Annotated in this window: 21 protein-coding genes, 1 pseudogene and 1 riboswitch; of the genes and pseudogenes, 13 read left to right on the top strand and 9 right to left on the bottom strand. The window is 72.9% G+C overall.

Annotated elements, in window-relative coordinates:
• The first annotated feature begins 7 nt into the window (after positions 1 to 7).
• The 3 genes from AB0J42_RS33500 (at position 8) to alc (ending at position 3498) form a co-directional block, all read left to right on the top strand.
• Positions 8 to 1150 (top strand): glycerate kinase, encoded by a 1143-nt coding sequence (locus AB0J42_RS33500; RefSeq protein ID WP_364301688.1) that lies wholly within the window; start codon positions 8 to 10, stop codon positions 1148 to 1150.
• A gap of 92 nt (positions 1151 to 1242) precedes the next feature.
• Positions 1243 to 2553 carry an allantoinase AllB gene (gene allB / locus AB0J42_RS33495; RefSeq protein WP_364301686.1) on the top strand — a complete coding sequence of 437 codons (1311 nt, stop codon included), beginning with the start codon at positions 1243 to 1245 and terminating at the stop codon, positions 2551 to 2553.
• The gene (alc, locus tag AB0J42_RS33490; protein ID WP_364301684.1) at positions 2554 to 3498 is read left to right on the top strand and encodes an allantoicase; all 945 of its coding nucleotides are present in this window, start codon (positions 2554 to 2556) and stop codon (positions 3496 to 3498) included. It abuts the gene before it with no gap.
• A gap of 4 nt (positions 3499 to 3502) precedes the next feature.
• On the opposite strand, the gene pknB is transcribed toward alc, so the two are convergent.
• The 5 genes and pseudogenes from pknB to AB0J42_RS33465 all read right to left on the bottom strand — a co-directional run.
• On the bottom strand, positions 3503 to 5413 hold the full coding sequence (pknB, locus tag AB0J42_RS33485; protein WP_364301682.1) for a Stk1 family PASTA domain-containing Ser/Thr kinase: 1911 nt from the start codon (positions 5411 to 5413) through the stop codon (positions 3503 to 3505).
• 203 nt (positions 5414 to 5616) lie between these two features.
• Positions 5617 to 6372 carry a thiazole synthase gene (locus tag AB0J42_RS33480; protein ID WP_364301680.1) on the bottom strand — a complete coding sequence of 252 codons (756 nt, stop codon included), beginning with the start codon at positions 6370 to 6372 and terminating at the stop codon, positions 5617 to 5619.
• Positions 6365 to 6565: a sulfur carrier protein ThiS gene (thiS, locus tag AB0J42_RS33475; protein ID WP_364301678.1), complete on the bottom strand. Its 201-nt coding sequence runs from the start codon at positions 6563 to 6565 to the stop codon at positions 6365 to 6367. The genes AB0J42_RS33480 and thiS overlap by 8 nt, the downstream gene beginning before the upstream one ends.
• Positions 6562 to 7638 (bottom strand): FAD-dependent oxidoreductase, encoded by a 1077-nt coding sequence (locus tag AB0J42_RS33470; protein ID WP_364301739.1) that lies wholly within the window; start codon positions 7636 to 7638, stop codon positions 6562 to 6564. The genes thiS and AB0J42_RS33470 overlap by 4 nt, the downstream gene beginning before the upstream one ends.
• A gap of 255 nt (positions 7639 to 7893) precedes the next feature.
• A pseudogene (locus AB0J42_RS33465) lies at positions 7894 to 8097 on the bottom strand (FAD-dependent oxidoreductase); the annotation flags it as partial.
• A riboswitch (TPP riboswitch) is annotated at positions 8087 to 8203 on the bottom strand. It overlaps the preceding pseudogene by 11 nt.
• Before the next feature lie 119 nt (positions 8204 to 8322).
• Between AB0J42_RS33465 and AB0J42_RS33460 the strand changes: the two are divergent.
• Genes AB0J42_RS33460 through thiE form a run of 3 tightly spaced genes read left to right on the top strand, consistent with a single transcriptional unit; the run spans position 8323 to position 10507 of the window.
• Positions 8323 to 9486: an FAD-dependent oxidoreductase gene (locus AB0J42_RS33460; protein ID WP_364301676.1), complete on the top strand. Its 1164-nt coding sequence runs from the start codon at positions 8323 to 8325 to the stop codon at positions 9484 to 9486.
• A gap of 30 nt (positions 9487 to 9516) precedes the next feature.
• Positions 9517 to 9891, top strand: a complete 375-nt coding sequence (locus AB0J42_RS33455) for an Rv2175c family DNA-binding protein (RefSeq protein ID WP_364301674.1) — start codon at positions 9517 to 9519, stop codon at positions 9889 to 9891.
• Complete coding sequence (gene thiE, locus AB0J42_RS33450; protein WP_364301672.1) at positions 9869 to 10507, top strand: thiamine phosphate synthase; 639 nt, start codon at positions 9869 to 9871, stop codon at positions 10505 to 10507. The genes AB0J42_RS33455 and thiE overlap by 23 nt, the downstream gene beginning before the upstream one ends.
• A gap of 34 nt (positions 10508 to 10541) precedes the next feature.
• On the opposite strand, the gene AB0J42_RS33445 is transcribed toward thiE, so the two are convergent.
• On the bottom strand, positions 10542 to 11609 hold the full coding sequence (locus AB0J42_RS33445; RefSeq protein WP_364301670.1) for a polyprenyl synthetase family protein: 1068 nt from the start codon (positions 11607 to 11609) through the stop codon (positions 10542 to 10544).
• Between the two features lie 84 nt (positions 11610 to 11693).
• On the opposite strand from AB0J42_RS33445, the gene metF reads away from it, so the two are divergent.
• Entirely contained in the window at positions 11694 to 12617 is a 924-nt protein-coding gene (metF, locus tag AB0J42_RS33440) for a methylenetetrahydrofolate reductase [NAD(P)H] (RefSeq protein WP_364301668.1), read from the top strand.
• Positions 12618 to 12648: 31 nt separating this feature from the next.
• Complete coding sequence (locus AB0J42_RS33435; protein WP_364301666.1) at positions 12649 to 13251, top strand: DsbA family protein; 603 nt, start codon at positions 12649 to 12651, stop codon at positions 13249 to 13251.
• 367 nt (positions 13252 to 13618) lie between these two features.
• On the opposite strand, the gene AB0J42_RS33430 is transcribed toward AB0J42_RS33435, so the two are convergent.
• Together AB0J42_RS33430 and AB0J42_RS33425 are read right to left on the bottom strand one after the other, a co-directional pair.
• Positions 13619 to 14182, bottom strand: a complete 564-nt coding sequence (locus tag AB0J42_RS33430; protein ID WP_364301664.1) for a GNAT family N-acetyltransferase — start codon at positions 14180 to 14182, stop codon at positions 13619 to 13621.
• Positions 14183 to 14201: 19 nt separating this feature from the next.
• Positions 14202 to 14678, bottom strand: coding sequence for a YbaK/EbsC family protein (locus AB0J42_RS33425; protein WP_364301662.1), 477 nt, complete (start codon positions 14676 to 14678; stop codon positions 14202 to 14204).
• 89 nt (positions 14679 to 14767) lie between these two features.
• Here AB0J42_RS33425 and AB0J42_RS33420 point away from each other — a divergent pair, with 89 nt between their 5' ends.
• From AB0J42_RS33420 to AB0J42_RS33405, 4 genes are all read left to right on the top strand, one after another.
• Positions 14768 to 15568 carry a L,D-transpeptidase family protein gene (locus AB0J42_RS33420; RefSeq protein WP_364301660.1) on the top strand — a complete coding sequence of 267 codons (801 nt, stop codon included), beginning with the start codon at positions 14768 to 14770 and terminating at the stop codon, positions 15566 to 15568.
• A 99-nt stretch (positions 15569 to 15667) separates the two neighbouring features.
• Positions 15668 to 16966: a hypothetical protein gene (locus tag AB0J42_RS33415; protein ID WP_364301658.1), complete on the top strand. Its 1299-nt coding sequence runs from the start codon at positions 15668 to 15670 to the stop codon at positions 16964 to 16966.
• Between the two features lie 44 nt (positions 16967 to 17010).
• A complete protein-coding gene (locus tag AB0J42_RS33410; RefSeq protein ID WP_364301656.1) occupies positions 17011 to 18210 on the top strand; it encodes a cytochrome P450 in 1200 nt (399 codons plus the stop codon).
• A gap of 9 nt (positions 18211 to 18219) precedes the next feature.
• Complete coding sequence (locus tag AB0J42_RS33405) at positions 18220 to 18411, top strand: (4Fe-4S)-binding protein (RefSeq protein ID WP_364301654.1); 192 nt, start codon at positions 18220 to 18222, stop codon at positions 18409 to 18411.
• A 203-nt stretch (positions 18412 to 18614) separates the two neighbouring features.
• On the opposite strand, the gene AB0J42_RS33400 is transcribed toward AB0J42_RS33405, so the two are convergent.
• The gene (locus AB0J42_RS33400; RefSeq protein ID WP_364301652.1) at positions 18615 to 19001 is read right to left on the bottom strand and encodes an SdpI family protein; all 387 of its coding nucleotides are present in this window, start codon (positions 18999 to 19001) and stop codon (positions 18615 to 18617) included.
• 770 nt (positions 19002 to 19771) lie between these two features.
• Between AB0J42_RS33400 and AB0J42_RS33395 the strand changes: the two genes are divergently transcribed.
• Positions 19772 to 20218, top strand: a complete 447-nt coding sequence (locus tag AB0J42_RS33395; RefSeq protein WP_364301650.1) for an SAV_6107 family HEPN domain-containing protein — start codon at positions 19772 to 19774, stop codon at positions 20216 to 20218.
• Positions 20219 to 20845: the final 627 nt, after the last annotated feature.

The raw sequence follows: 20845 nt of genomic DNA, 5'->3' as shown, positions 1-20845 counted from the left end.
GTTCCCAGTGGTCCAGCACGTCCTCGTCGCCCCGGACAAGTTCAAGGGATCGCTGACCGCGGCCGAGGTGGCCGCCACGGTCGCCGCCGCCCTCGGGGTTCCCGCCGTCGAGCTGCCCGTCGCCGACGGCGGTGACGGCACCGTGGACGCCGCCGTGGCCGCCGGGTTCGACCGCGTCACCGTACGGGTGACCGGGCCCACCGGCGAGCCCGTCGAGGCCTCCTACGCCAGGCGCGGCGGCACCGCCGTCGTCGAGCTGGCCGAGGCGTCCGGCCTGCGCCGCCTGCCCGGCGGGCTCGAACCGCTCACCGCCACCAGCTACGGCACCGGCGAGCTGATCGCCGACGCCGTCAAGCAGGGCGCCACCCGCGTCGTGCTCGGCCTGGGCGGCAGCGCCTGCACCGACGGGGGAGCGGGCATGGTCCAGGCGCTCGGCGCGCGCCTGCTCGACTCCGCCGGGCGCGACCTGCCGCACGGCGGCGCCGCCCTGCGCGACCTCGACCGCATCGACGTCTCACACTTCCTCGACGTGTCCGGCGTGGCGTTCGTGGTGGCGAGCGACGTCGACAACCCGCTGCTCGGCCCGCACGGCGCCGCCGCCGTCTACGGGCCGCAGAAGGGCGCCACCCCCGAGCAGGTCAAGCTGCTCGACGCCGCGCTGGGCAGGCTCGCCGCCGTCGCCACCCGTACGCACGGACTGGCCGGGGCCGTCGAGCACGACGACACGCCCCGCGCCATGGGCGTCGCGGGCGCACCCGGCGCGGGCGCGGCCGGGGGCGTCGGCTTCGCCGCGCTGGCCTTCCTGCACGCCGACATCCAGCCCGGCATCGACTACCTGCTCGACCTGCTCGGCTTCCACGAGCACGTCCAGGGGGCCCGGCTGGTGATCACCGGGGAGGGCTCGCTCGACGAGCAGACCCTGCGCGGCAAGGCCCCCGCCGGCGTGGCCCGGGCCGCCGCCGCGGCGGGCGTCCCCGTGGTGGCCGTCTGCGGGCGCCGCACCCTCACCGACGAACAGCTGCGCGAGGCGGGCATCGAGACGGCGTACGCGCTCACCGACCTGGAGCCGGACCCCGATCGCTGCATGGCCGAGGCCCGCCCGCTCCTCGAACGCCTCACAACCCGCCTGGCCGCCGAACGGCTGGCCTGAGCCGGACAAGGAGTACGAAGACGTACGAAAAGGGCCGGGGAAGCACTGAGGGAGCAAGGAGTACGAGGAGAGCCCGGGACAGCGCTGAAGGAGTGACGCCCGTGTACGACCTGGTGGTCCGATCGCGCAGGACCGTCACCCCGGAAGGGGAGCGGCCGCTAGCCGTCGCCGTCCGCGACGGGCGGATCGCGGCGCTGCACGACTACGCCGCCCCGCTGGAGACCGGAGAGGACGTCGACCTGCGCGGACTCGCCCTGCTGCCCGGCCTCGTCGACACCCACGTGCACGTCAACGAGCCCGGCCGCACCCACTGGGAGGGGTTCGCCACCGCCACCAGGGCGGCCGCCGCCGGGGGCGTCACCACCATCGCCGACATGCCGCTCAACGCGCTGCCGCCCACGACCGGCGCCGGCGCGCTGGAGGCCAAGCTGCGCGCCGCCGCCGGGCAGTGCCACGTCGACGTCGCCTTCTGGGGCGGGGCCGTGCCCGGCAACCTCAAGGAGCTCCGGCCGCTGCACGACCGGGGAGTGCGCGGGTTCAAGTGCTTCATGTCGCCGTCCGGGGTGGAGGAGTTCCCGCCGCTCGGCCTCGGGGAGATCCGCCGGGTGATGACGGAACTGGCCGGGTTCGGCGCCCTGCTGGTCGTGCACGCCGAGGACCCCGCGCTGCTGGCCGAGTGCGCCGGGCCGGGATACGCCGCCTTCCTGGACTCCCGGCCGGAGGCGGCCGAGCGCAGTGCCGTCGAGCGGATCGTCCGGATCGCCCGCGAGACCGGCGCCCGCGCGCACATCCTGCACGTCTCCGCCGCAGGCTGCCTCGACGTGCTGGAGGCCGCCCGCGCCGACGGCGTCCCCGTCACCGCCGAGACCTGCCCCCACTACCTGACGCTCACCGCCGAGGACGTGCCGGACGGCGACACCGCCTACAAGTGCTGCCCGCCGATCCGCTCCGCCGCCAACCGGGACCGGCTCTGGGACGGGCTGGCCCGGGGCGTGCTGGACTGCGTCGTCACCGACCACTCGCCGTCCACCGCCGACCTCAAGGTGCCCGACTTCGCCGCCGCCTGGGGCGGCGTCTCCTCGCTCCAGCTCGGGCTGCGCGCGGTATGGAGCGAGGCGTCCCGGCGCGGGCACGGGCTCGGCGACGTCGTCCGCTGGATGTCGGCGGCCCCGGCCCGGCTGGCGGGCCTGCGCGGCAAGGGCGGCATCGTGCCCGGCAACGACGCCGACCTGGTCGCCTTCGACCCGGACGCCGCCGAAGCCGTCGACGCGCACCGGCTGCACCACAAGAACCCCGTCACCCCGTACCAGGGCCGCCGCCTGCGGGGCGCGGTGCTCACCACCTGGCTGCGGGGCCGGCCCGCCGACGGCGTCCCGCACGGGACCTTCCTGCTGGGAGCGTAGATGCACGACCACACCCGCCTGCCCGACCTCGCGCTCCGCGGCCACGGCGGAGCCGTCGTCGCCGCCAGCGACGAGTCGTTCGGCGAGAAGGAGAGCCTCATCCGGCCCGGCCGGCCCGCCTTCCAAGCCGGCACGTTCGGCGGCAAGGGCCAGGTCTACGACGGCTGGGAGACCCGCCGCCGGCGCGGGCCCGGCCACGACTGGGCGATCGTCCGCCTCGGCCTGCCCGGCGTGATCCGCTGGGTGGTCGTCGACACCGCCTGGTTCCGGGGCAACTATCCGCCGTACGCCGCCGTCGAGGCCGCCGAGATCACCGGATACCCGCCCGCGGACGAGCTGGAGCGGGCCGGCTGGGTGACGATCGTGCCCAGGAGCCCGCTCAAGGGCGACAGCGAGCACGTCTTCGCGGTGGCCGGCGAGCGCCGCTTCACCCACGTACGGCTGAACATCCACCCCGACGGGGGGATCGCGCGGCTGCGGGTGCACGGCGAGGCCCGCCCCGACCTGTCCGTGTGGGACGGGCTCGGCCTCGACCTGGCCGCCCTGGAGAACGGCGGGCTGGTCACCGCCTGCTCCGACGCGTTCTACTCCGCCCCCAACAACGTCATCGCCCCCGGGCTGCCCCGCAACCAGGCCGAGGGCTGGGAGACCGCGCGCCGCCGCGACGACGGCAACGACTGGCTCGTCATCCGGCTGGCCGGGCGCGGGCGCGTCAGCCTCGCCGAGATCGACACCACCCACCTGATCCACAACGCGCCCGCCGCGGTGACGCTCACCGGCCTCGACGGCGACCGCGAGGTGCCGCTGCTGCCCGCGACGCCGCTGCTGCCCGACACGCCGCACCGCTTCCGCCTGGACGCCCGCGAACCCGTCGACCACGTACGCGTCGACATCCACCCCGACGGCGGCCTGGCCCGGGTGCGACTCTGGGGCCACCTGGCCTGAGGCGCTAGTGCCAGAGGTGGACCTCCGAGCCCGGGGGACGCTCGGCGTTCGGGCCCGGGCGCTGGAACCGGACCACGCCGCTGTTGGACAGGTTGTGGACCCGCACCCGGAAGCCCTGCGCCTGCAGTTCGTTCCTGGCGTCGTTGATGCCCTTGCCCATCACGCCCGGCATGACCCGGAACTCCTGGTCGTCGCGGCCCTCCTGGTCGCCGCGGAACCAGTGCCAGAAGTCGGTCTGGCAGCGCGCGACCGTGACCATCGCCGGAGTGCCCTGGTCGACCTCGGACTTGGCCTTCGGCGTCTGCGCGATCACCGTGCAGGGCTCGGCGTCGTCGTCGACCTCGTTCACCTGCACCTGGAAGCCCTGCTCGGTCAGGAACGCCGCCGCCTCGTCCTTCGGCATGCCCGCCACGTCCGGCATGACCAGACCGGCGCTCACGTAGATGTCGACCTTGGCGCCTTCCTTGAGCTTCTCGCCCACCTGCGGCGAGGTGCGGATCACGTGGTTCCGCGCCACCTCCAGGTTCTTGATGCGGCGCATCTTGCCGACCGTCAGCCCGGCCTCGGCGATCGCCGCCCTGGCGTCGTCCTGGGACATGCCCGCCGTCTTCGGCACCAGCACCCGCTTCGGGCCCAGCGACGGCACCAGCGTGATCGTGGCGCCCGCCTCCACCTCGGTGCCGGCGTCCGGCTCCATGGCCAGCACCGACCCCTCGGCGACCTTCTCGTCGTGGCGGCCCTCCACCTTGATCACCTTGAAGCCCTGCGCCTTCGCGCTCCGCTCGGCCACGGCGAGGTTCTTGCCCACCAGCTCGGGCACGGTCTTGTAGCTCTTCTGCGAGAACAGGAACCCGGTCGCCGCCACCGCCGCCACCATGATCACGGCCAGGCCCGTCAGGAACCAGACCGGCTTGAACCGGCCGCGCCGCGCCCGCGACGGCCGCCGCTCGCCGATCTCCTCGCGGGGCTGGATCAGCGTGTGCGCCGGCGCCGCCGGCGGGCTCGTGAACGACGGCGCGGGACTCGCGAACGCGCCGGACGGGCGGGCCGCGTGGGGACCCGACAGCCTCGGCAGCGTCCGGTGCGCCTCGACCGCCCGCACCAGCATCGCCGTCGCGTCCGCCGGGCGGTCGTGCGGCTCGCGGGCGGTGGCCTGCGCCACCAGATCGTCGATCAGCGCCGGCACCTCGGCCACCAGCGACGACGGCGGCGGCACCGTGTCGTGCACGTGGCGGTAGGCCACCGACATCGGCGTCTCGCCGTCGTACGGCTGCCGGCCCGTCACCAGCTCGAACAGCATGATGCCGCAGGCGTACACGTCGCTGCGGACGTCGGCGCCGCCGGTCGTGACCTGCTCCGGCGACATGTAGCCGATCGTGCCGATCATCACGCCGGTGCGCGTCTGGTTGGTCGCCTCGATGGCGCGCGCCAGGCCGAAGTCGACCACCTTGATCCGGCCGTCCTCGGCCAGCAGCACGTTCTCCGGCTTCACGTCGCGGTGCACCATGCCCGCCTGGTGGGCGGCGCCGAGCGCCGCCAGCACCGGGATCAGGATCTCCAGGGCCTCGCGGGCGGGCAGCCGGCCGCGGTCGCGCAGCACGTCACGGAGCGTCCTGCCGGGTACGTACTCCATCGACAGGTAGACCACGTCGCCGTCGGTGCCCTGATCGAACACGTGCACCACGTTCGGGTGCGAGAGGCTGGCCACCGACTTCGCCTCGCCGATGAACCTGCGCACGAACGCTGGGTCGTCGGCGAGCGAGCGGTGCATCACCTTCAGCGCGACGGTCCGTTCAAGCCGGATGTCGAGCGCCAGGTAGACAGTCGCCATGCCACCCCGGGCGATCCGGGACTCGACGCGGTAGCGCCCGTCGAGCAGCCGACCTACCAGAGGGTCCGCAGTCGTCGTGTCCACCCGGCTGAGTTTACGGGCGTTTCGCCCCCGGGAGGGCCTGACCACCCGAAACCGATGCCGAGCCGTGCCGTTCCGTGACGTGAACGTACTCCTGAGCCACCGGAGAGCCCGCCGGCGTGGGGCTCGGGGAGTCAGGAAGGTGGGAGCCCGCCTTCGCGGGCGGGCTCCCACCCGGGCCGGTCACGTTTCCGGCCCCTGAGGCGTCAGGGGGACATCGGGGATGACGCCTCCGCATAGCGGCGCCGGGGGATCCGGCCGGCCAGCCGGGCGGCCCGCCCCGCCTCCACCGCCGACCGCATCGCCGACGCCATGAGCTCCGGCCGCTGCGCCCGGGTGACCGCCGTGGCCAGCAGGACCGCGTCGCACCCCAGCTCCATCGCCTGAGCGGCGTCGCTGGCCGTGCCGATGCCCGCGTCCAGGATCACCGGGACCCCGGCGGCCTCCACGATCAGCTCGATGCTGTGCGGGTTGCGGATCCCCAGCCCCGAGCCGATCGGCGAGCCGAGCGGCATCACCGCCGCGCAGCCTACCTGCTCCAGCCGCCTGGCCAGCGCGGGATCGTCGCCGATGTACGGCAGCACCACGAAACCCTCCGCCACCAGCCGCTCCGCCGCGTCGAACGTCTCGATCGGATCCGGCAGCAGCGTCCGCTCGTCGGCGATGACCTCCAGCTTGAGCCAGTTGGTCTCCAGCGCCTCACGGGCCAGCCGCGCCGTCAGCACCGCGTCGCCCGCGGTGTAACAGCCGGCCGTGTTCGGCAGCACCTTGATGCCGCGCTTGCGCAGCACGTCCAGCACGGACCCGCGGGCATGCGGGTCCAGCCGGCGCATCGCCACCGTGGTCAGCTCCGTGCCCGACGCCTCCAGAGCCTGGTCAAGGACCTCCAGCGACGGGGCGCCGCCGGTGCCCATGATCAGCCGGGAAGAGAACTTCTCGCCGGCGATGACCAGGTCATCCACCTTGGACCGCCGTCAGCACCTCGACCCGGTCGCTGTCGCGCAGCGGCGTCGTCTCCCACGCGCTGCGGGTGACCACCTCGTCGTTCACGGCCACCGCCACTCCGGTGGGGGATTCGGTCAGAGTCAGTACGGCCTGCGCCACCGTCATGTTCTCCGCCACTTCACGGGCCGCGCCGTTGATCAGCACCTTCATGGAACCTCCCGAAATCTCGCCGGTGAGCACAGTGTCGCGAGGTCGTTCTCCTCGCCCTCCAGAATCGCGACGGTGAGCGGCGTCAGCAGCACGCCGCCGCGATAGTGGCCGGTGGCGAGCACCAGCCCTGGAGTTCCGTCCGGTCCGATGACCGGCAGGTTGTCCGGAGTGCCGGGCCGCAGTCCCGCGACCACGTCGGCCACCTCCAGCTCCGTGACGCCGGGCACCAGCTCCCTGGCGTCACGCAGCAGCTCGTAAACCCCGCCCGCGGTGACCCTGGTGTCGAACCCCAGCTCCTCCTGGGTGGCCCCCACCACCAGCTCCCCGTCACCCCGGGGCACCAGGTAGACGGGGTTGCCGTGCACCGTCCCGCGCACGCACCGGCCCAGCAGCGGCTGGGGCGAGCGCAGGCGCATGATCTGCCCCTTCACCGGCCGTACGGGCACCTCGGCCAGCTCCCCGCTCCACGCCCCCGCCGCCAGCACCACCCGCTCCGCGAGCAGCACCTCGGGCACGTCGGGGGCGGAGTCGTTCACCGCCGGGCCTTGAGAGACCGCAGCAACGCCGGACATCGCCGGGACCCCGCGGGCGGAGTCGCCGGTCACCGTCGGGACCCCGCGGGCGGAGTTGCCGGTCAGTCCCGGGCCCTCGGAGGCCGGGGGAGCTCCGGCCATCGCCGAAACCCGGCTGGCTGGCCGGACGTCAGGCAGCCCGTCCCGTCCCGTCTCTGGGGGAGCGAGGCGTACACCTGTCACCCGCCCGCCGTCACGCAGCAGCTCGGTCACGCGGGCGCGCAGCACCGGGACGCCGAGCCGCTCCAGCGCGGCGAGGAGCGCCGCGGTCACGCGGCGCGGGTTCACCCAGGCATCGGTACGAGCCAGCAGCCCGCCGCTGACGGAGGGCGCCAGCATGGGCTCCAGCCGGCGGCACTCGCGCCCCGTCAGCCGTTCGACCGGCAGCCCCAGCTTCTCCATGAACCGGGCCTGCTGGTCGAGCAGCGCCATGTCATCCGGCCCGAACGCCACGTCGAGCGTCCCGTCGTCCCGCAGATCCAGCCCGGCCCGCGCGGCCATCAGCCACTCACCGCCGGGCTCCTCGCCGCCGCCCCCGAGCCCGCCCTCGGTCCCGTGGGCTGTACCGCCCATCCCTGAACCGGTAGCGGGAACGGCAGAGCCGGTGCCCCCGGTTCCGGCGACACCTTCACCGGTTCCCGTGGGAGAAGCGGCCCCGTGAGCTGTGCTCTCCTCGGTTCTGGCAGGAGAGGCGGACGCGGTGGTCTCGGAGCCGGTGAGGCCGGCGTCGGCGGCCAGGGCGGCGGCGAAGGCGGGCCAGCGGCGCAGGGAGGCGACGCCGAGCCGGAGCAGGGGCTCCTCGGTGTAGACGACCTCGCTGATCGGCGCCAGCATGCCCGCCGCCGCGTACGAGGCGCCATGAGCGGGGGAGGGGTCCACCACCACGACCTGGCGCCCGCGCCTGGCCAGCCGCCAGGCGATCGACAGGCCGACGACCCCGCCTCCGACGACCACTTCCATGTCCGCTCCCTTCGCCGGCATGATCCGGATCAGGTGTCTTGCGGTCGAAGACCCGATGAAGCCTTCCTCTCAGCCCGGTGACGGCCGGACTCCCGCGCGTCGTGCACCCCCACCATACGACCTTCCGCAAACGTCACCCCATTAGGGATATATCCGAAACGCCGGGACAACCCGGAATTGGGCCTCGGGACGACCCCGCGGGCGGCCCCCGTTATGGTCATTCACGTGAATCATGTCGTGGTGGTGGGAGCCGGGCTGGCCGGTGTGCGGAGCGTCGAGGCGCTGCGCGCACGCGGGTTCGGCGGCAAGATCACGCTCATCGGGCAGGAGCGGCACCGGCCCTACGACCGGCCGCCCCTGTCGAAGGCGGTGCTGATGGGCGAGACCGACTCCAGCTTCGTCGGCTCCGACCTGGCCGCGCTGGAGACGGACTTCCGCCCGGGCGTCACCGCCACGGCGCTGCGCGCGGGCGCCGTGGAGACGACCGAGGGCGAGCTGGGCTACGACGGGCTGGTCATCGCCAGCGGCGCCGACCCGATCAGGCTCCCCGGCGACGGGCCGCAGCACGTGCTGCGCACCCTCGACGACGCGCTGGAGCTGCGCGCCCTGCTGGTGCCCGGCGCCCGGGTGGCGATCATCGGCGCGGGCTGGATCGGCGCCGAGGTGGCCACCGCCGCCCGCCGCAAGGGCTGCGCGGTGACGGTGATCGAGGCCGGGCCCGCTCCGCTCACCCAGGCGGTCGGCGCCGAGCTGGGCGCCCGCACCCTGCCCTGGTACGAGGGCATCGACCTGCGCCTGGACACCATGGTCAGCTCGGTCGACGAGGGCGGCGTGACCCTGGTCGGCGGCGGAACCGTGGCCGCGGACGTGGTGGTGACCGGCATCGGCGTCCGCCCGGCCGTCGAGTGGCTGGCCGACGCCGACCTCGACCTGCACAACGGCGTCGTCACCGACGAGCACCTGCGCACCTCCCTGCCGAACGTGGTCGCCGTGGGCGACTGCGCCGCCTGGTGGTCGCGCCGCTACGGCAGGCGGCTGCGGGTCGAGCACTGGGACACCGCGCTGGGCGCGCCCGAGGTCGCCGCCGCGACCCTGCTGGGCGAGGAGGCGGTGTACGACCCCGTCCCGTACTTCTGGTCCGAGCAGTTCGGCCACATGGTCCAGTACGCCGGCCACCACCCGGCAGGGGAGCGGGTGATCTACCGGGGCGAGGCGACCGGCAAGTGGTCCGCCCTCTGGCTCGCCGCCGACGGCACCCTGGCCGCGGTCATGGCCGTCGACCGGCCGCGCGACCTCGTACAGGGAAGGCGGATCATCGAAGCAGGTCACCGGCTGGACGAGGAACGCCTGGTAGATCCGGACGTACCCCTACGGGATTGTGTTGTTTGAGCAAGCGCGGCATGTGGTAGTTGTGGTTTCGTGACGCTTTCTGTTGCACAGATCGACAGGGAGACCGATGCCCTCGTCGACGAGTGGCTCACCCTCCCCGAAGTGGCCGAGCGCATGGGTCTCACGATCGGCCGCGCCAAGCAACTCCTCAAGGACCACAAGCTCTTGGGCGTGCGCCGGGGCAGCGGCGGGCCACAGGTGCCCGCCGTGTTCCTCGACGGACGCGATGTCATGAAGGGCCTGCCCGGCACGCTCACCGTCCTGCAAGACGCGGGTTACAACGACGTCGAGGCGCTGCGCTGGCTCTTCACTCCCGACGACTCGCTGCCGGGCTCGCCCGTCGAGGCGATCAAGGCAGGTCGTCACACCGAGGTCAAACGACGTGCCCAAGCCCTCGCTTTCTGACGCCCGCCTCTACCTCTGCACCGACGGCCGGCGCGACCGGGGCGACCTCGCCGAGTTCCTCGACGCGGTGCTCGCCGGCGGCGTCGACATCGTCCAGCTCCGCGAGAAGGGGCTGGAGGCGCGCGAGGAGCTGCGGCTCCTGGAGGTGTTCCGCGAGGCCTGCGACCGCCACGGCAAGCTGCTGGCGGTCAACGACCGCGCCGACATCGCCTACGCCGCCCGGCCCGACGTGCTCCACCTGGGGCAGGGCGACCTTCCCGTGCCGGTCGCGCGGGAGATGCTGGGCGACGACATCCTGATCGGCCGCTCCACCCACGCCGCCGAGGAGGCCTCCGCGGCGGCGGCGGAGGAGGGCGTCGACTACTTCGTCTGCGGCCCGATCTGGCCCACGCCGACCAAGCCCGGCCGTCCCGCGCCCGGCCCGCCGCTGCTGCGCCACGCGGCGTCGCTGCGCACGGACCGGCCGTGGTTCGGCATCGGCGGCATCGACCTGGCCAACCTCGACGAGGTCATGTCGTACGGGGTCACGCGGGTGGTCGTGGTACGAGCGATCACCGAGGCCGAGGACCCGGGCGCCGCGGCGGCGGAGTTCGCCAAGCGCCTGGCCCCCGGCTGACCCCGGCCGCAGGGCCCGCCGGGGCTGATCGGCGTCAGGTCCGGCGGGAGGTGGCCGCCACGGCCAGTTCGGACAGGGCCGTGCGCGCCTCCGCCGTGACCGGCGCCTCCCGCAGCGAGGCGAGGGCCTCACCGAGATAGTCGGCGATCATGTCCTCGCACTCCCGGAGCGCCCCCGTACCCTCGATGATGTCGCGCAGGGCGGTGACGCCGCCGCTGTCGAGGTCGGGGTCGCCGAGCAGGCGCCGCACGGTCGCCGCGTCCGACGGCGAGGCGGCGGCGAGCGTGCGCGCCACGAGCATGGTCCGCTTGCCCTCACGCAGGTCGTCACCGGCCGGCTTGCCGGTCGCCGCCGGGTCGCCGAACACGCCGAGGATGTCGTCGCGTAGCTGGAAGGCGATGCCCACCCGGGTGCCGAAGCCGGTGCAGAGCTCGTCCACCCACGGCTCCAGACCGCCCGCCGCCAGCACCAGCCCCAGCCGGAGCGGGTGCTCGACCGAGTACTTGCCGCTCTTGTAGAGGGCGACCCGCAGCGCCGAGTCGAAGGTGTTCTCGCCGTTGGCCTGCTCCAGCAGGTCGAGATACTGGCCGCACATCAGCTCGGTGCGCATGTGGTCGTGCACCGGCTGCGCCGCGGCCAGCGCCTTCGGGGGCAGCCCGCTGGTGCGCCACATCTCGCCCGACCAGATCAGCAGCAGGTTGCCCAGCAGGATCGCGGCGCCCTCGCCGAACTGCTCGGCCGACCCGTGCCAGGCCGACTTCTCGTGCAGGGACTGGAAGCGGCGGTGCGCGGCCGGCATCCCCCGGCGCAGGTCGCTCTTGTCCATCACGTCGTCGTGCACCAGCGCGCTGGCCTGCAGCAGCTCGAGCGAGGCCGCGGCGGTGAGCACCGAGGGCTCGTCGCCGCCGCCGGCCGCCCGCCAGCCCCAGTAGCAGAAGGCGGGACGCAGCCGCTTCCCCCCGGCCAGCAGGTCCTCCGCCGCGGCGCGGAGCGGCTGGAAGTCGGGTTCGCCATCGGAGGGGAGGCGCCGATCGACGAACTCCCTGAGGCGCCGGTCCACCTGGGTGCGCAGGTCGTCCATTCTCGCGGCGTCAATGGTCATGCCTTGAGACTAGTGGTCCGCGCCGAAAACGCCATCGACCAGGTTCGGTCCGGTAGCGGAGGGGGCTGAGGGTACCCTTGGGGCATGGCGCTTGGTCAACCCTCCATCATGCCCGACCGTGTCCCCACCGTCCGCGAGCTCCTCGCCTCCGGGGGCCGGTCGTTCTCCTTCGAGTTCTTCCCGCCGAAGACCGACGAGGGCGAGCGGCAGCTGTGGAAGGCGATCAGGGAGCTGGAGTCGCTCAGGCCGACGTTCGTCTCCGTCACCTACGGTGCCGGGGGCTCGACCCGTGACCGCACGGTCGACATCGTCGAACGAGTGGCCCGTAACACCACGCTGACGCCCGTCGCCCACTTCACCGCGGTCGACCACTCGGTGCGCGAGCTGCGCCACCTGATCGGCCGGTTCGCCGACGCGGGCGTGCGCAACATCCTCGCCGTGCGGGGCGACCCTCCCGGCGACGTGACCGGCGAGTGGGTGCCGCACCCCGAGGGCGTCATGTACGCGGAAGACCTGGTCAGGCTGATCCGCCAGTCCGGCGACTTCTGCGTGGGCGTGGCCGCGTTCCCGTACAAGCACCCGCGCTCACCGTCGATCGAGTCCGACACGAAGTACTTCGTGCAGAAGTGCCGTGCCGGAGCCGACTACGCGATCACCCAGATGTTCTTCCGCGCCGAGGACTATCTGCGGCTGCGCGACCGGGTGGCGGCCGAGGGCTGCGACACCCCGATCATCCCGTGCATCATGCCCGTCACCAAGATGAGCACGATCGCCCGATCGGAGCAGCTGTCCGGGGCGCCGTTCCCGCCCGAGGTGGCCGCCCGGTTCGAGAAGGTCGCCCACGACCCGGCCGCGGTGCGCGAGCTCGGCATCGAGCACGGCGCCGAGCTGTGCCAGCGGCTGCTCGACGAGGGCGCGCCCGGCATCCACTTCATCACCTTCAACCGGTCGAGCGCCTCCCGCGAGGTGTTCCAGCGGCTCCAGCCGGCGTCGGCGCTGTCGGCCTGACGCGCTCGCGCGGCGGGTGTTGACTGGACGTGTGATCGCAGATTTCTGGTTCGACCCGTCCTGCCCGTACACCTGGGTGACCTCGCGCTGGCTCCTGAAGGTCACCGAGGTCCGCCCGGTCGAGGTGCGCTGGCACGTGCTCAGCCTGTCGGTGCTCAACGAGGGCCGCGACGACGACCCCGAGGGCGACCCGGAGGGCTACCTCTGGGTGCCGGTCCGGATCGCGGCCGTCGTGGCGGACCGCTACGGCCAGGAGGCGCTGGGCCGCTTCTACACCGCGCTGTGGACCACCGGCGGCGGCGAGCAGCACTGGATCGGCGACCCGGCCACGGCGCTGACCGCCGCCGGGCTGCCCGCCGATCTGGCGGAGGCGGGGTCGACCGACGAGCACGACCACCTGGTGCGGGCCTCCCACGCCGAGGCCATGTCGCTCATGGGCGGCGAGTCCGGCACCCCCGTGATCGCGGTCACCGGCGCCGGCCCCGAGCCGGTGGTGTTCTTCGGCCCGGTCATCTCGCAGGTGCCGGACGGCGAGCAGGCCGGGCGGCTGTGGGACGGCACGCTCCTGGTCGCCGGCACCCCGCACTTCCACGAGCTCAAGGGCCCGAGCCGCGAGAAGCCCCGCACCCCATGACCTACGAGCCGACGCTCCCGCCGGAGCATGTGGAGCGCATCCGCCGCCGGCACGAGCGGGCGCGGCCGTCGAGGGCGAGTTCGGCCTGGTCGTCTTCGATCCGCCGTTCCGCTGGTTCGCCCCCTGGGGAGGGCCACGGCCGATGCGGGTTACGTCACGCTGAGGACGTTCTTCCGAGAGGTGCGGGGTCGTCTGCGGCCGGGTGCTGATGTCGGGTGACCTGTCGTACGTGCGACGGCCGATCGGGGGAGCCACCCGCTCGCAGGGGGACCGAGCGGGTGGCGTTGGGGATGGGTGTGCGGAAGGTAAAGGGTGAATCACCATCCGTAACGGTGATGCCCTCTGTAATGGCCCGCAAAACCTCAGGTCATGAGGGGGTCAGCGGGAGGCGCCGGCCGACGATCGCGTACTCCTCGTAGCCGCCGGGGAAGACGAAGCGGCTCAGCAGGTCCATGAAGCCCATGGCGGAGTAGAGGTGGCGGGCGACCGTGGGGCGGTCGTGGGTCGAGAGGACGGCCGTGCGCTCCGGCCGGCCCGCGCAGAGGGTGTTGATCATGGCGCGGCCGATGCCTTTGCGCTGGTGGTCGGGGTGCACGTGGATCTCGGCCAGCTCGAAGGCGTACCCCAGCCAGGCGTCGGCCGCGTCGGCGCCGGCCCGGTCGGCCAGCGCCCGGTAGACGACGTCGTGCCACCACTGGCCGGGGGCGCCGCGGAAGCCGTAGGCGAAGCCGACGATCCGCGGACCCCCGGGTGCGTCGCGCCACTCCGCGAAGTAGCACTGGAACTTGGGGTAGGTCCCGTGGTTGCGCATGATCGCGCTGCGGCCGGGGATCTGGTCCGCGGGCGGGCGCATGGCCGCGGTGTAGATGTCCATCACCGTGTCCAGCCGTTCGGCGAACTCGGCCGGTCCCGCGCCGCGAAACTCGATCACCCTCGCACCTTGATCTCTCTCATTCGACGTCCACGGGCGTGCCTCCGGTGATCCGGACCAGTTCGTCGAATGTGGTCGGGAACACCGTATGCGGGTGGCCGCCGGCCGCCCACACCACCTCGTGCTTCTGCAGCCAGTTGTCCACCAGCGTGCGGACCGGCGCCGGATGCCCCACGGGGGCGACCCCGCCGATCGGCTGCCCGGTCGCCTCCCTCACGAACTCCGGCGTGGCCCGCCGTACCTTCGACACCCCCGCCGTGCGGGCGATGAGCTTCACGTCCACCCGGTGCGCGCCGCTGGTCAGGACCAGCAGCGGCGCCCCGTCCGCTTCGAAGATCAGGCTGTTGGCGATGGCGCCGATCTCACAATCGAGCTGGGCGGCCGCCGAGGCCGCGGTGGGCGCCTTCTCCGGCAGGACCACGATCTCTCCGGTCGCGCCGAGGCTCCGGAGCGCCTTCTCCACTCGTACCGCATTGGCGGGCAACTTCTCGGGCATGCGGACACTCTAAACAGAATGACCGCCGCGTTACCTTGTTGAGTGGTGGTGTACGTTCCCTTGACTCGCTTGTTACCTCAAAAGGGGTGATGTCGGTGCGGACTCGACGGCTTCCCGCGGTGGTCGCCCTGCTGACCGCCGCGACGGTCGCGCTGACCGGCTGCAGAGCCACCTCCGCCGAGGCGGAGCCGCCGATCACCCCCGCCGCCGCGGGCGTGCTCGCCGAGCCGCCCCCGGCCGTGGTCGCGCCCGGCGGCAGGCTGAAGCTCGGCGCCAAGGGCAAGGCCGTCGTCTGGATGCAGAAGCGGCTGCGCGAGCTCGGCTACCGGCCCGGCAAGATCGACGGGCAGTACGGCGGCGTCACGCTCGCCGCCGTCTGGGCGTTCCAGAAGGTCAACGGCATCAAACCGACCAGCACCATCGGCAAGGCCACCTGGCGCGCGCTGGAGCGGCCCCGCGAGCCCAAGGTCCTCGCCCCGAAGGGCGGCCGGACCCGCGCCGAGGTCAACCTGACCACCCAGATCATGACCATGTACGTGGACGGCGAGCTGAAACTGATCAGCCACATGTCGTCCGGCAGCGGCATCCCCTACTGCGAGACCACCGTGTGGCAGGGCAAGAAGCAGCGCTTCTGCGGCTCGGCCACGACGCCGACCGGCTCGTACCGGACCACCTGGCGGCGCGACGGCTGGCACACCTCCTACCTCGGCCGGCTCTACAACCCGATCTTCTTCAACGGCGGCATCGCCCTGCACGGCGCGCTGTCGGTGCCGCTCCACCCGGCCTCCCACGGCTGCGTGCGGCTGCCGATGAACGTCGCCCAGGAGCTGCCCGGCCTGCTGGGCACCGGAGTCCCGGTCCACGTGCGGGGCAAGTTCCGGGCGGCCTAACGTCCGCGTAACCGATTCCGGTGACGGGGGCGTTAGCACCGGCTTGGTGGACTCCGCCTGCCGCTTCCGGGACGGTCCCGGGGCGGCAGGGGGAGTCTCATGCTGTCCGCACTGGCCGCACCCGTCAGCGCGCCCGCCCGCAGGCCCCGTCACGGGCTGCTGCTGGCGCCCGCCCACCTGGTGACCGACGATCCCGTCACCGTGTACCGGCTGGTCGTCGTCGTGGGGTCGCTGGCCGCCGCGGGGGCGTTCCCGCTCATGCTGCGGCGGCTGGCGGTCGGCGCGCGGGCGGCGCTGGCGCCGGCGTTCGCGGCGGGGGCCGCGCCGTCGCTGCTGCTGTTCTCGGGGCTGGCCCTGGCCGACGCGGTGCTGCCCACCCTGCTGCTCGGCTGGCTGCTGGCGGTGCACGAGCTGGCGCGGCGCGGCTCGGTGCGCGCGGGCCTGGCCGCGGGGGCGCTCGCCGGGTACGCGGTCTCCGTGCACCTGCGCGGCACCGTGGTCCTGGCCGTGACGCTGGCCGTCGTCGCGGGGCTGCTGGCGGGACGCCGTCTGCCCCGCCGGGCCGGGATCGCCGCGCTCGGCGCCGCCGGGGTGCTATCGGCCGCCGGGCAGGCGCTCAACACGGCCCTGGCCGCCGGGCTCTACCCCCGCGGCCACCGGGACCTGAGCGGCCTGGCGTTCGACCGGTTCCTCAGCCTGGACGGGCAGGCGTGGGCGCTGGCGGGCGCCGCCGGGCAGCTCTGGTACCTGATCGTCGGCACCTGGGGGCTGGCCGGGATCGGCATGGCCGCCGCCGGGGCGATCTCCGTGCGCCAAGGGCCGTTCGCCCTGCGGGTGGCCGCGGGCACGCTGCTGGCCACCACGCTCGGCATCGCCTACGCGTCCTCGGCCGCGCTGCCGGACGAGCACCGGGCGGGCAACTACGCCTACGGGCGCTACCTCGCCTGCCTGGCCGTCGTCTGGCTGCTGGCGGGCCTGGTCGTGCTGGTGCGCGGCCGCCGCGCCGCCGTGCTCGGATGCGCCGCCGCCTCCGCGGGGCTCGCCGCCGCCTGCCTGCCCCGCTTCCGAGCCGCGGCGGTGGCGGCCGTGACGGCGGCGATCCACCTGGCCTTCGCCGCCCACCTGGCGCCGGCAGCACCTCCGGGAGGCGACGGGCTGCCGGCGCCCGTGGCCGGTGGGACGGTGGCCGTGGACGAGCGGGTGGCGTGGCGGATCAGGGTGACGCTCGCCCACAAGGTCTGGTGGACGGCCCTGGAGCGCTACGACGGCACCCGCCAGGGGCCGCCGGTCGTCTGCACCGCGATCGTGCCGCCCGAGGCCGGGCCGCCTCCGCCCGGCTGGACCGTCACCGGGAACGGCAGGTTCTGGACGGCCTGGACGGCGGCCTCCTGCCGGTGAGGCGCCGGTTCTCCGGGGGAAAGGAGTCGGAGGAGGTGCGGCACATGAGCGACCTGACCCTGACCACCGAGCGGGAACGCCCGTTCGACCCGCCCGACACGTACGCGGAGCTGCGCGAACGCGGCCCCGTACACCGGATGCGCTACGCCGACGGCCACGAGGGCTGGCTCGTCACCGGCTACGCGGCGGCCCGCACGGTGCTGGACGATCCGCGCTTCAGCAACCGTCCCGAGCTGTCCCACCCGCCCTTCGCCGCGCGCGCCAGGCTCGCCGAGGAGGTGCGGAGAGAGCGGTTCGCCGTCCCGCCCGGGTTCTTCCTGCGCACCGACCCGCCCGAGCACACCCGCTACCGCAGGCTGCTCGCCGGGCAGTTCACCGTACGCAGGATGAAACAGCTCGAAGCCCGCATCCTGGAGATCACCGAGGAACGCCTCGACCTGATGGAGGCGGCGGGCAGGCCGGCCGACCTGGTCGACGCCTTCGCGCTGCCCATCCCCTCCCTGGTCATCTGCGAACTGCTCGGCGTCCCGTACGAGGAAAGAGCCGCGTTCCAGGAGGACACCAAGATCATGGTCAGCCTGGGGGTGGAGGCCGAGGAGGCGCTCGCCGCCATCGGCCGCGTCCTCACCTACCTCCAGGGGCTCATCGGCCGCAAACGCGAACACCCCGCGGACGACCTGCTCAGCGGCCTCATCACGGGCGGCGAACTTACCGGCGACGAGCTCACCGGCGTCGCCTTCCTGCTGCTGATAGCCGGGCACGAGACCACCGCCAACATGCTCGGCCTCGGCACCTACGCGCTCCTCGCCGACCCCGCCCAGCTCGCCGCGCTGCGCGAGGACCCGTCGCTGATCGACAACGCCGTCGAGGAACTGCTGCGGCACCTCAGCATCGTCCACGTCGGGCCGGTCAGGTCCGCGCTGGAGGACGTCGAGATCGAGGGCCACCTCATCAGGAAGGGCGAGGCGGTCACCCTGCACCTGCCGGTGATCAACCGCGACCTGTCGCGCTTCCCCGGCGGCGACCGGCTCGACATCACCCGGCCCGCGTCCGGCCACCTCGCCTTCGGCCATGGCGTCCACCAGTGCCTCGGCCAGCAGCTCGCCCGCTCGGAGATGCGCGTCGGGTTCGCCTCCCTGCTGCGCCGCCTCCCCGGCCTGCGGCTCGCCGTGCCGGCCGACGAGGTGCCGCTCCGGACCGACATGGCAATCTACGGAGTGCACCGGCTGCCCGTCACCTGGTAGGCATGTCCCATGAAGATAGAAGCCGACACGACGGTGTGCATCGGCGCGGGGATGTGCGCGCTCACCGTGCCCGAGGTGTTCGACCAGAACGAGGAGGACGGGATCGTCGTGCTCCTCCAGTCCGAACCGCCGGCCGAGATGGAGGAGGCGGTGCGGCGGGCCGTGAAGCTCTGTCCTTCGGGCGCGCTGAAAGCCGTCTGAAGGAGCCGCAGCTCGCTGAAGGGCTGCTCGCGCTGTTACAGCGCGAGCGGCTGTCTTCGTTGTCTGCGTACGAATCGTGCGGGATCGGCCGAAGCCCGGGCCGCAGGGGAGTGGCGGCGCCTCCGCGGGACCGCCGGAGCCTGGGTCGTAGGGGCGCCTGCGCGGGACCGGCCGGATCTGCTGACGTCGGCGGCGACCGCTGATCAGCCGGACTGGTCGGCGAGTTCGCGGTTCACCCGCGCGGCCACCTTGTGGGCTCGCCAGCCGATCACGCCCAGCCCGGTCATGAAGATCGCGGCCTGTGCCAGGACCACCGCCCCCTGGACGATCTCCGAAAGCCCGAAGGCGAACTCGGCCGCGATCGAGACCCCCAGCACCCCGGCCATGACAAGCACCAGCCTGCGCATCGGGGCCTTCGCCCAGGCGTGCGCCGCGTCCCAGGCCTCGCGTGAGGCGAGCGTCTCCTTCGTGCGCAGCCCGGCCATCCCGTTGCGGCTGTCGAAGGCGCCGGTCTCGTCATAGAAGGGGACGAAGGCGAGCAGCAGCAGCGTGGGCAGGGTCAGAATCGAGGTGATCAGGATAGGCCCCATGGCCGCCATGCTAACGATGATCCCCGTTTGTGCCGCTTTCGGTCCTTAGTGGGGCCATCCTCGCCTCCCTCCGTTCCTCTGTCCGTGCGTCCCGTTTCATCCGCTTCTGGTGCCGCATGTTCCGGTCTTCGCCGGCCCGCCTCCGCGCGTCGTATCCCGAGTCCGTACGTCCCTGTGCGCGCCTCCCGCGTGCCCGCGTACCCCCACGTGTCCCCGCGTTCTCGTATCCGCGTGTCCGTACGTCGCTGTGTCCTCGCTTCCGGTTTCACCCGTCCCCGAGTCGCTGCTCGCGGACCCGGAAGGCAGACCTGCTGGATCGGCGACGGCGGCCTCCTCCTGTGATCAATGTCACCGCTTGAGCCCCGGGAGGAACGCGTGCGCGAGTCGCATGCCCCGCTGCCGGACCGGTCCTCATCCGTAAGGGCGGGGTGTCTTTGTGGTCATAGTCATCGAACCTGTGTTCGTGGATGAGGTTGACACCGAGCGTGGTCGAAATTATGTTCGACCATGTGACGTGAGGCTCGCGGCTCACGTCGGAAGGACCTGGTCGCGGGCCACGCGCTTCCCCCAGCGCCGACCCGCGATCAGGGTCCGAGGGCGAAGGGCGCGTCCTCGTCGTCGGCGGAGACGAGCGGGCGCGTCCTGGCCGGACGGGGAGAGGGGAAGCTCCTCGTCCGGCCTGCCCGGCGGAAATGTCAGTGGGGTCTGCGATCGTTGACCTCAACGGCGGACACGCCGGGAGTCGCCCACGACTCTAGGAGGCGAGGAAGATGGCACCACGGCCCAGAGACACGCCCGGGCCCCGGCTATCACCCGCGGTTCGGGCACACCTGGCCGACTCACGCTCCTGCCTGGCGGAGGCCGCGACGGCTCGCGCACCGGCATCGCGCTACGTGTCGGCCCACCTGGCCGCCCTGCGCGCCGCCGCGGCGATCCTGGCCGCCCGCCCGCAGCCCACCCAGGGCCGGAGACGCAGGCTGCGCAGCGCGTGGGAGCTGCTGCCCGAGACCGAACCCTCGCTCTCGGAGTGGGCGGCCTACTTCGCCGCCAGCGCCGCCAAACGCGCCTCCGCCGAAGCCGGGCTGGTCCGCCACATAAGCGCCGCCGACGCGGACGAGCTCCTGGCAGAGGCCGAGACCTTCGTCTGCGAAGTCGAGAACATCCTGGGGGTCCCTTCCCAGCCCCAGCTCCCCGCAGACGTCCCTTTGGCGGGCTGACCTCCCATCCGCCGCCACCTGAGACGTGATCGCCCCAGTTCAGAGCGGCCTCGACTCCGCACTCCGGCACTCCCCACAACCGGAGTTTCCGCTGGGCCAACCAGCGAAGGTGGGGGTTCCGCGACCGGCCCAGGTGGGGGTTTCTGCGGCCAGTTTTCGGTGGGGGTTCCGCGACCGGCCCGCGTAGGCGTTCCGCGGCCAGCCCAGGTGGGCTTCCGGTTTTGCGGCCGGTCTGTTCAGTCGGGGTTCCGGCTTCACGTCGTTGCTCAGACGTGGTTCCACCTTCCCGCCGACCAGTCCAGGTGGGGTCGATCACGGCCGATCAGTTCGGGTCGGGTTCTGTCTTCACCGCCCGCCAGCTCAGATGGGTTCCGGCTTCTGCGCCGGCCAGCTCAGATGGGTTCCGGCTTCTGCGCCGGCCACTCCAGGTGAGGTTCCCGCCGCTAGACCGCCCGACCGTAGGGGATTTCCGCACTCCACAGGGCTTGGGGCCAGCGCCGCCCGGACGCTGCGCCGACTTACGCCGCCGCCGTTGTCGACGACGCGTGAATACTGACCCCCAGGCGACGGCCGAAATCTGACCCCCCTTGCAGTTCACTCTGGAGGGTGATCAAGGTGGAGGACTGG

The organism is Nonomuraea sp. NPDC049649 (assembly GCF_040675175.1).
GTDB lineage: Bacteria > Actinomycetota > Actinomycetes > Streptosporangiales > Streptosporangiaceae > Nonomuraea.
The sequence above is the reverse complement of the archived record's forward strand: the minus strand, read 5'-3'. Positions and strand labels throughout refer to the sequence as shown.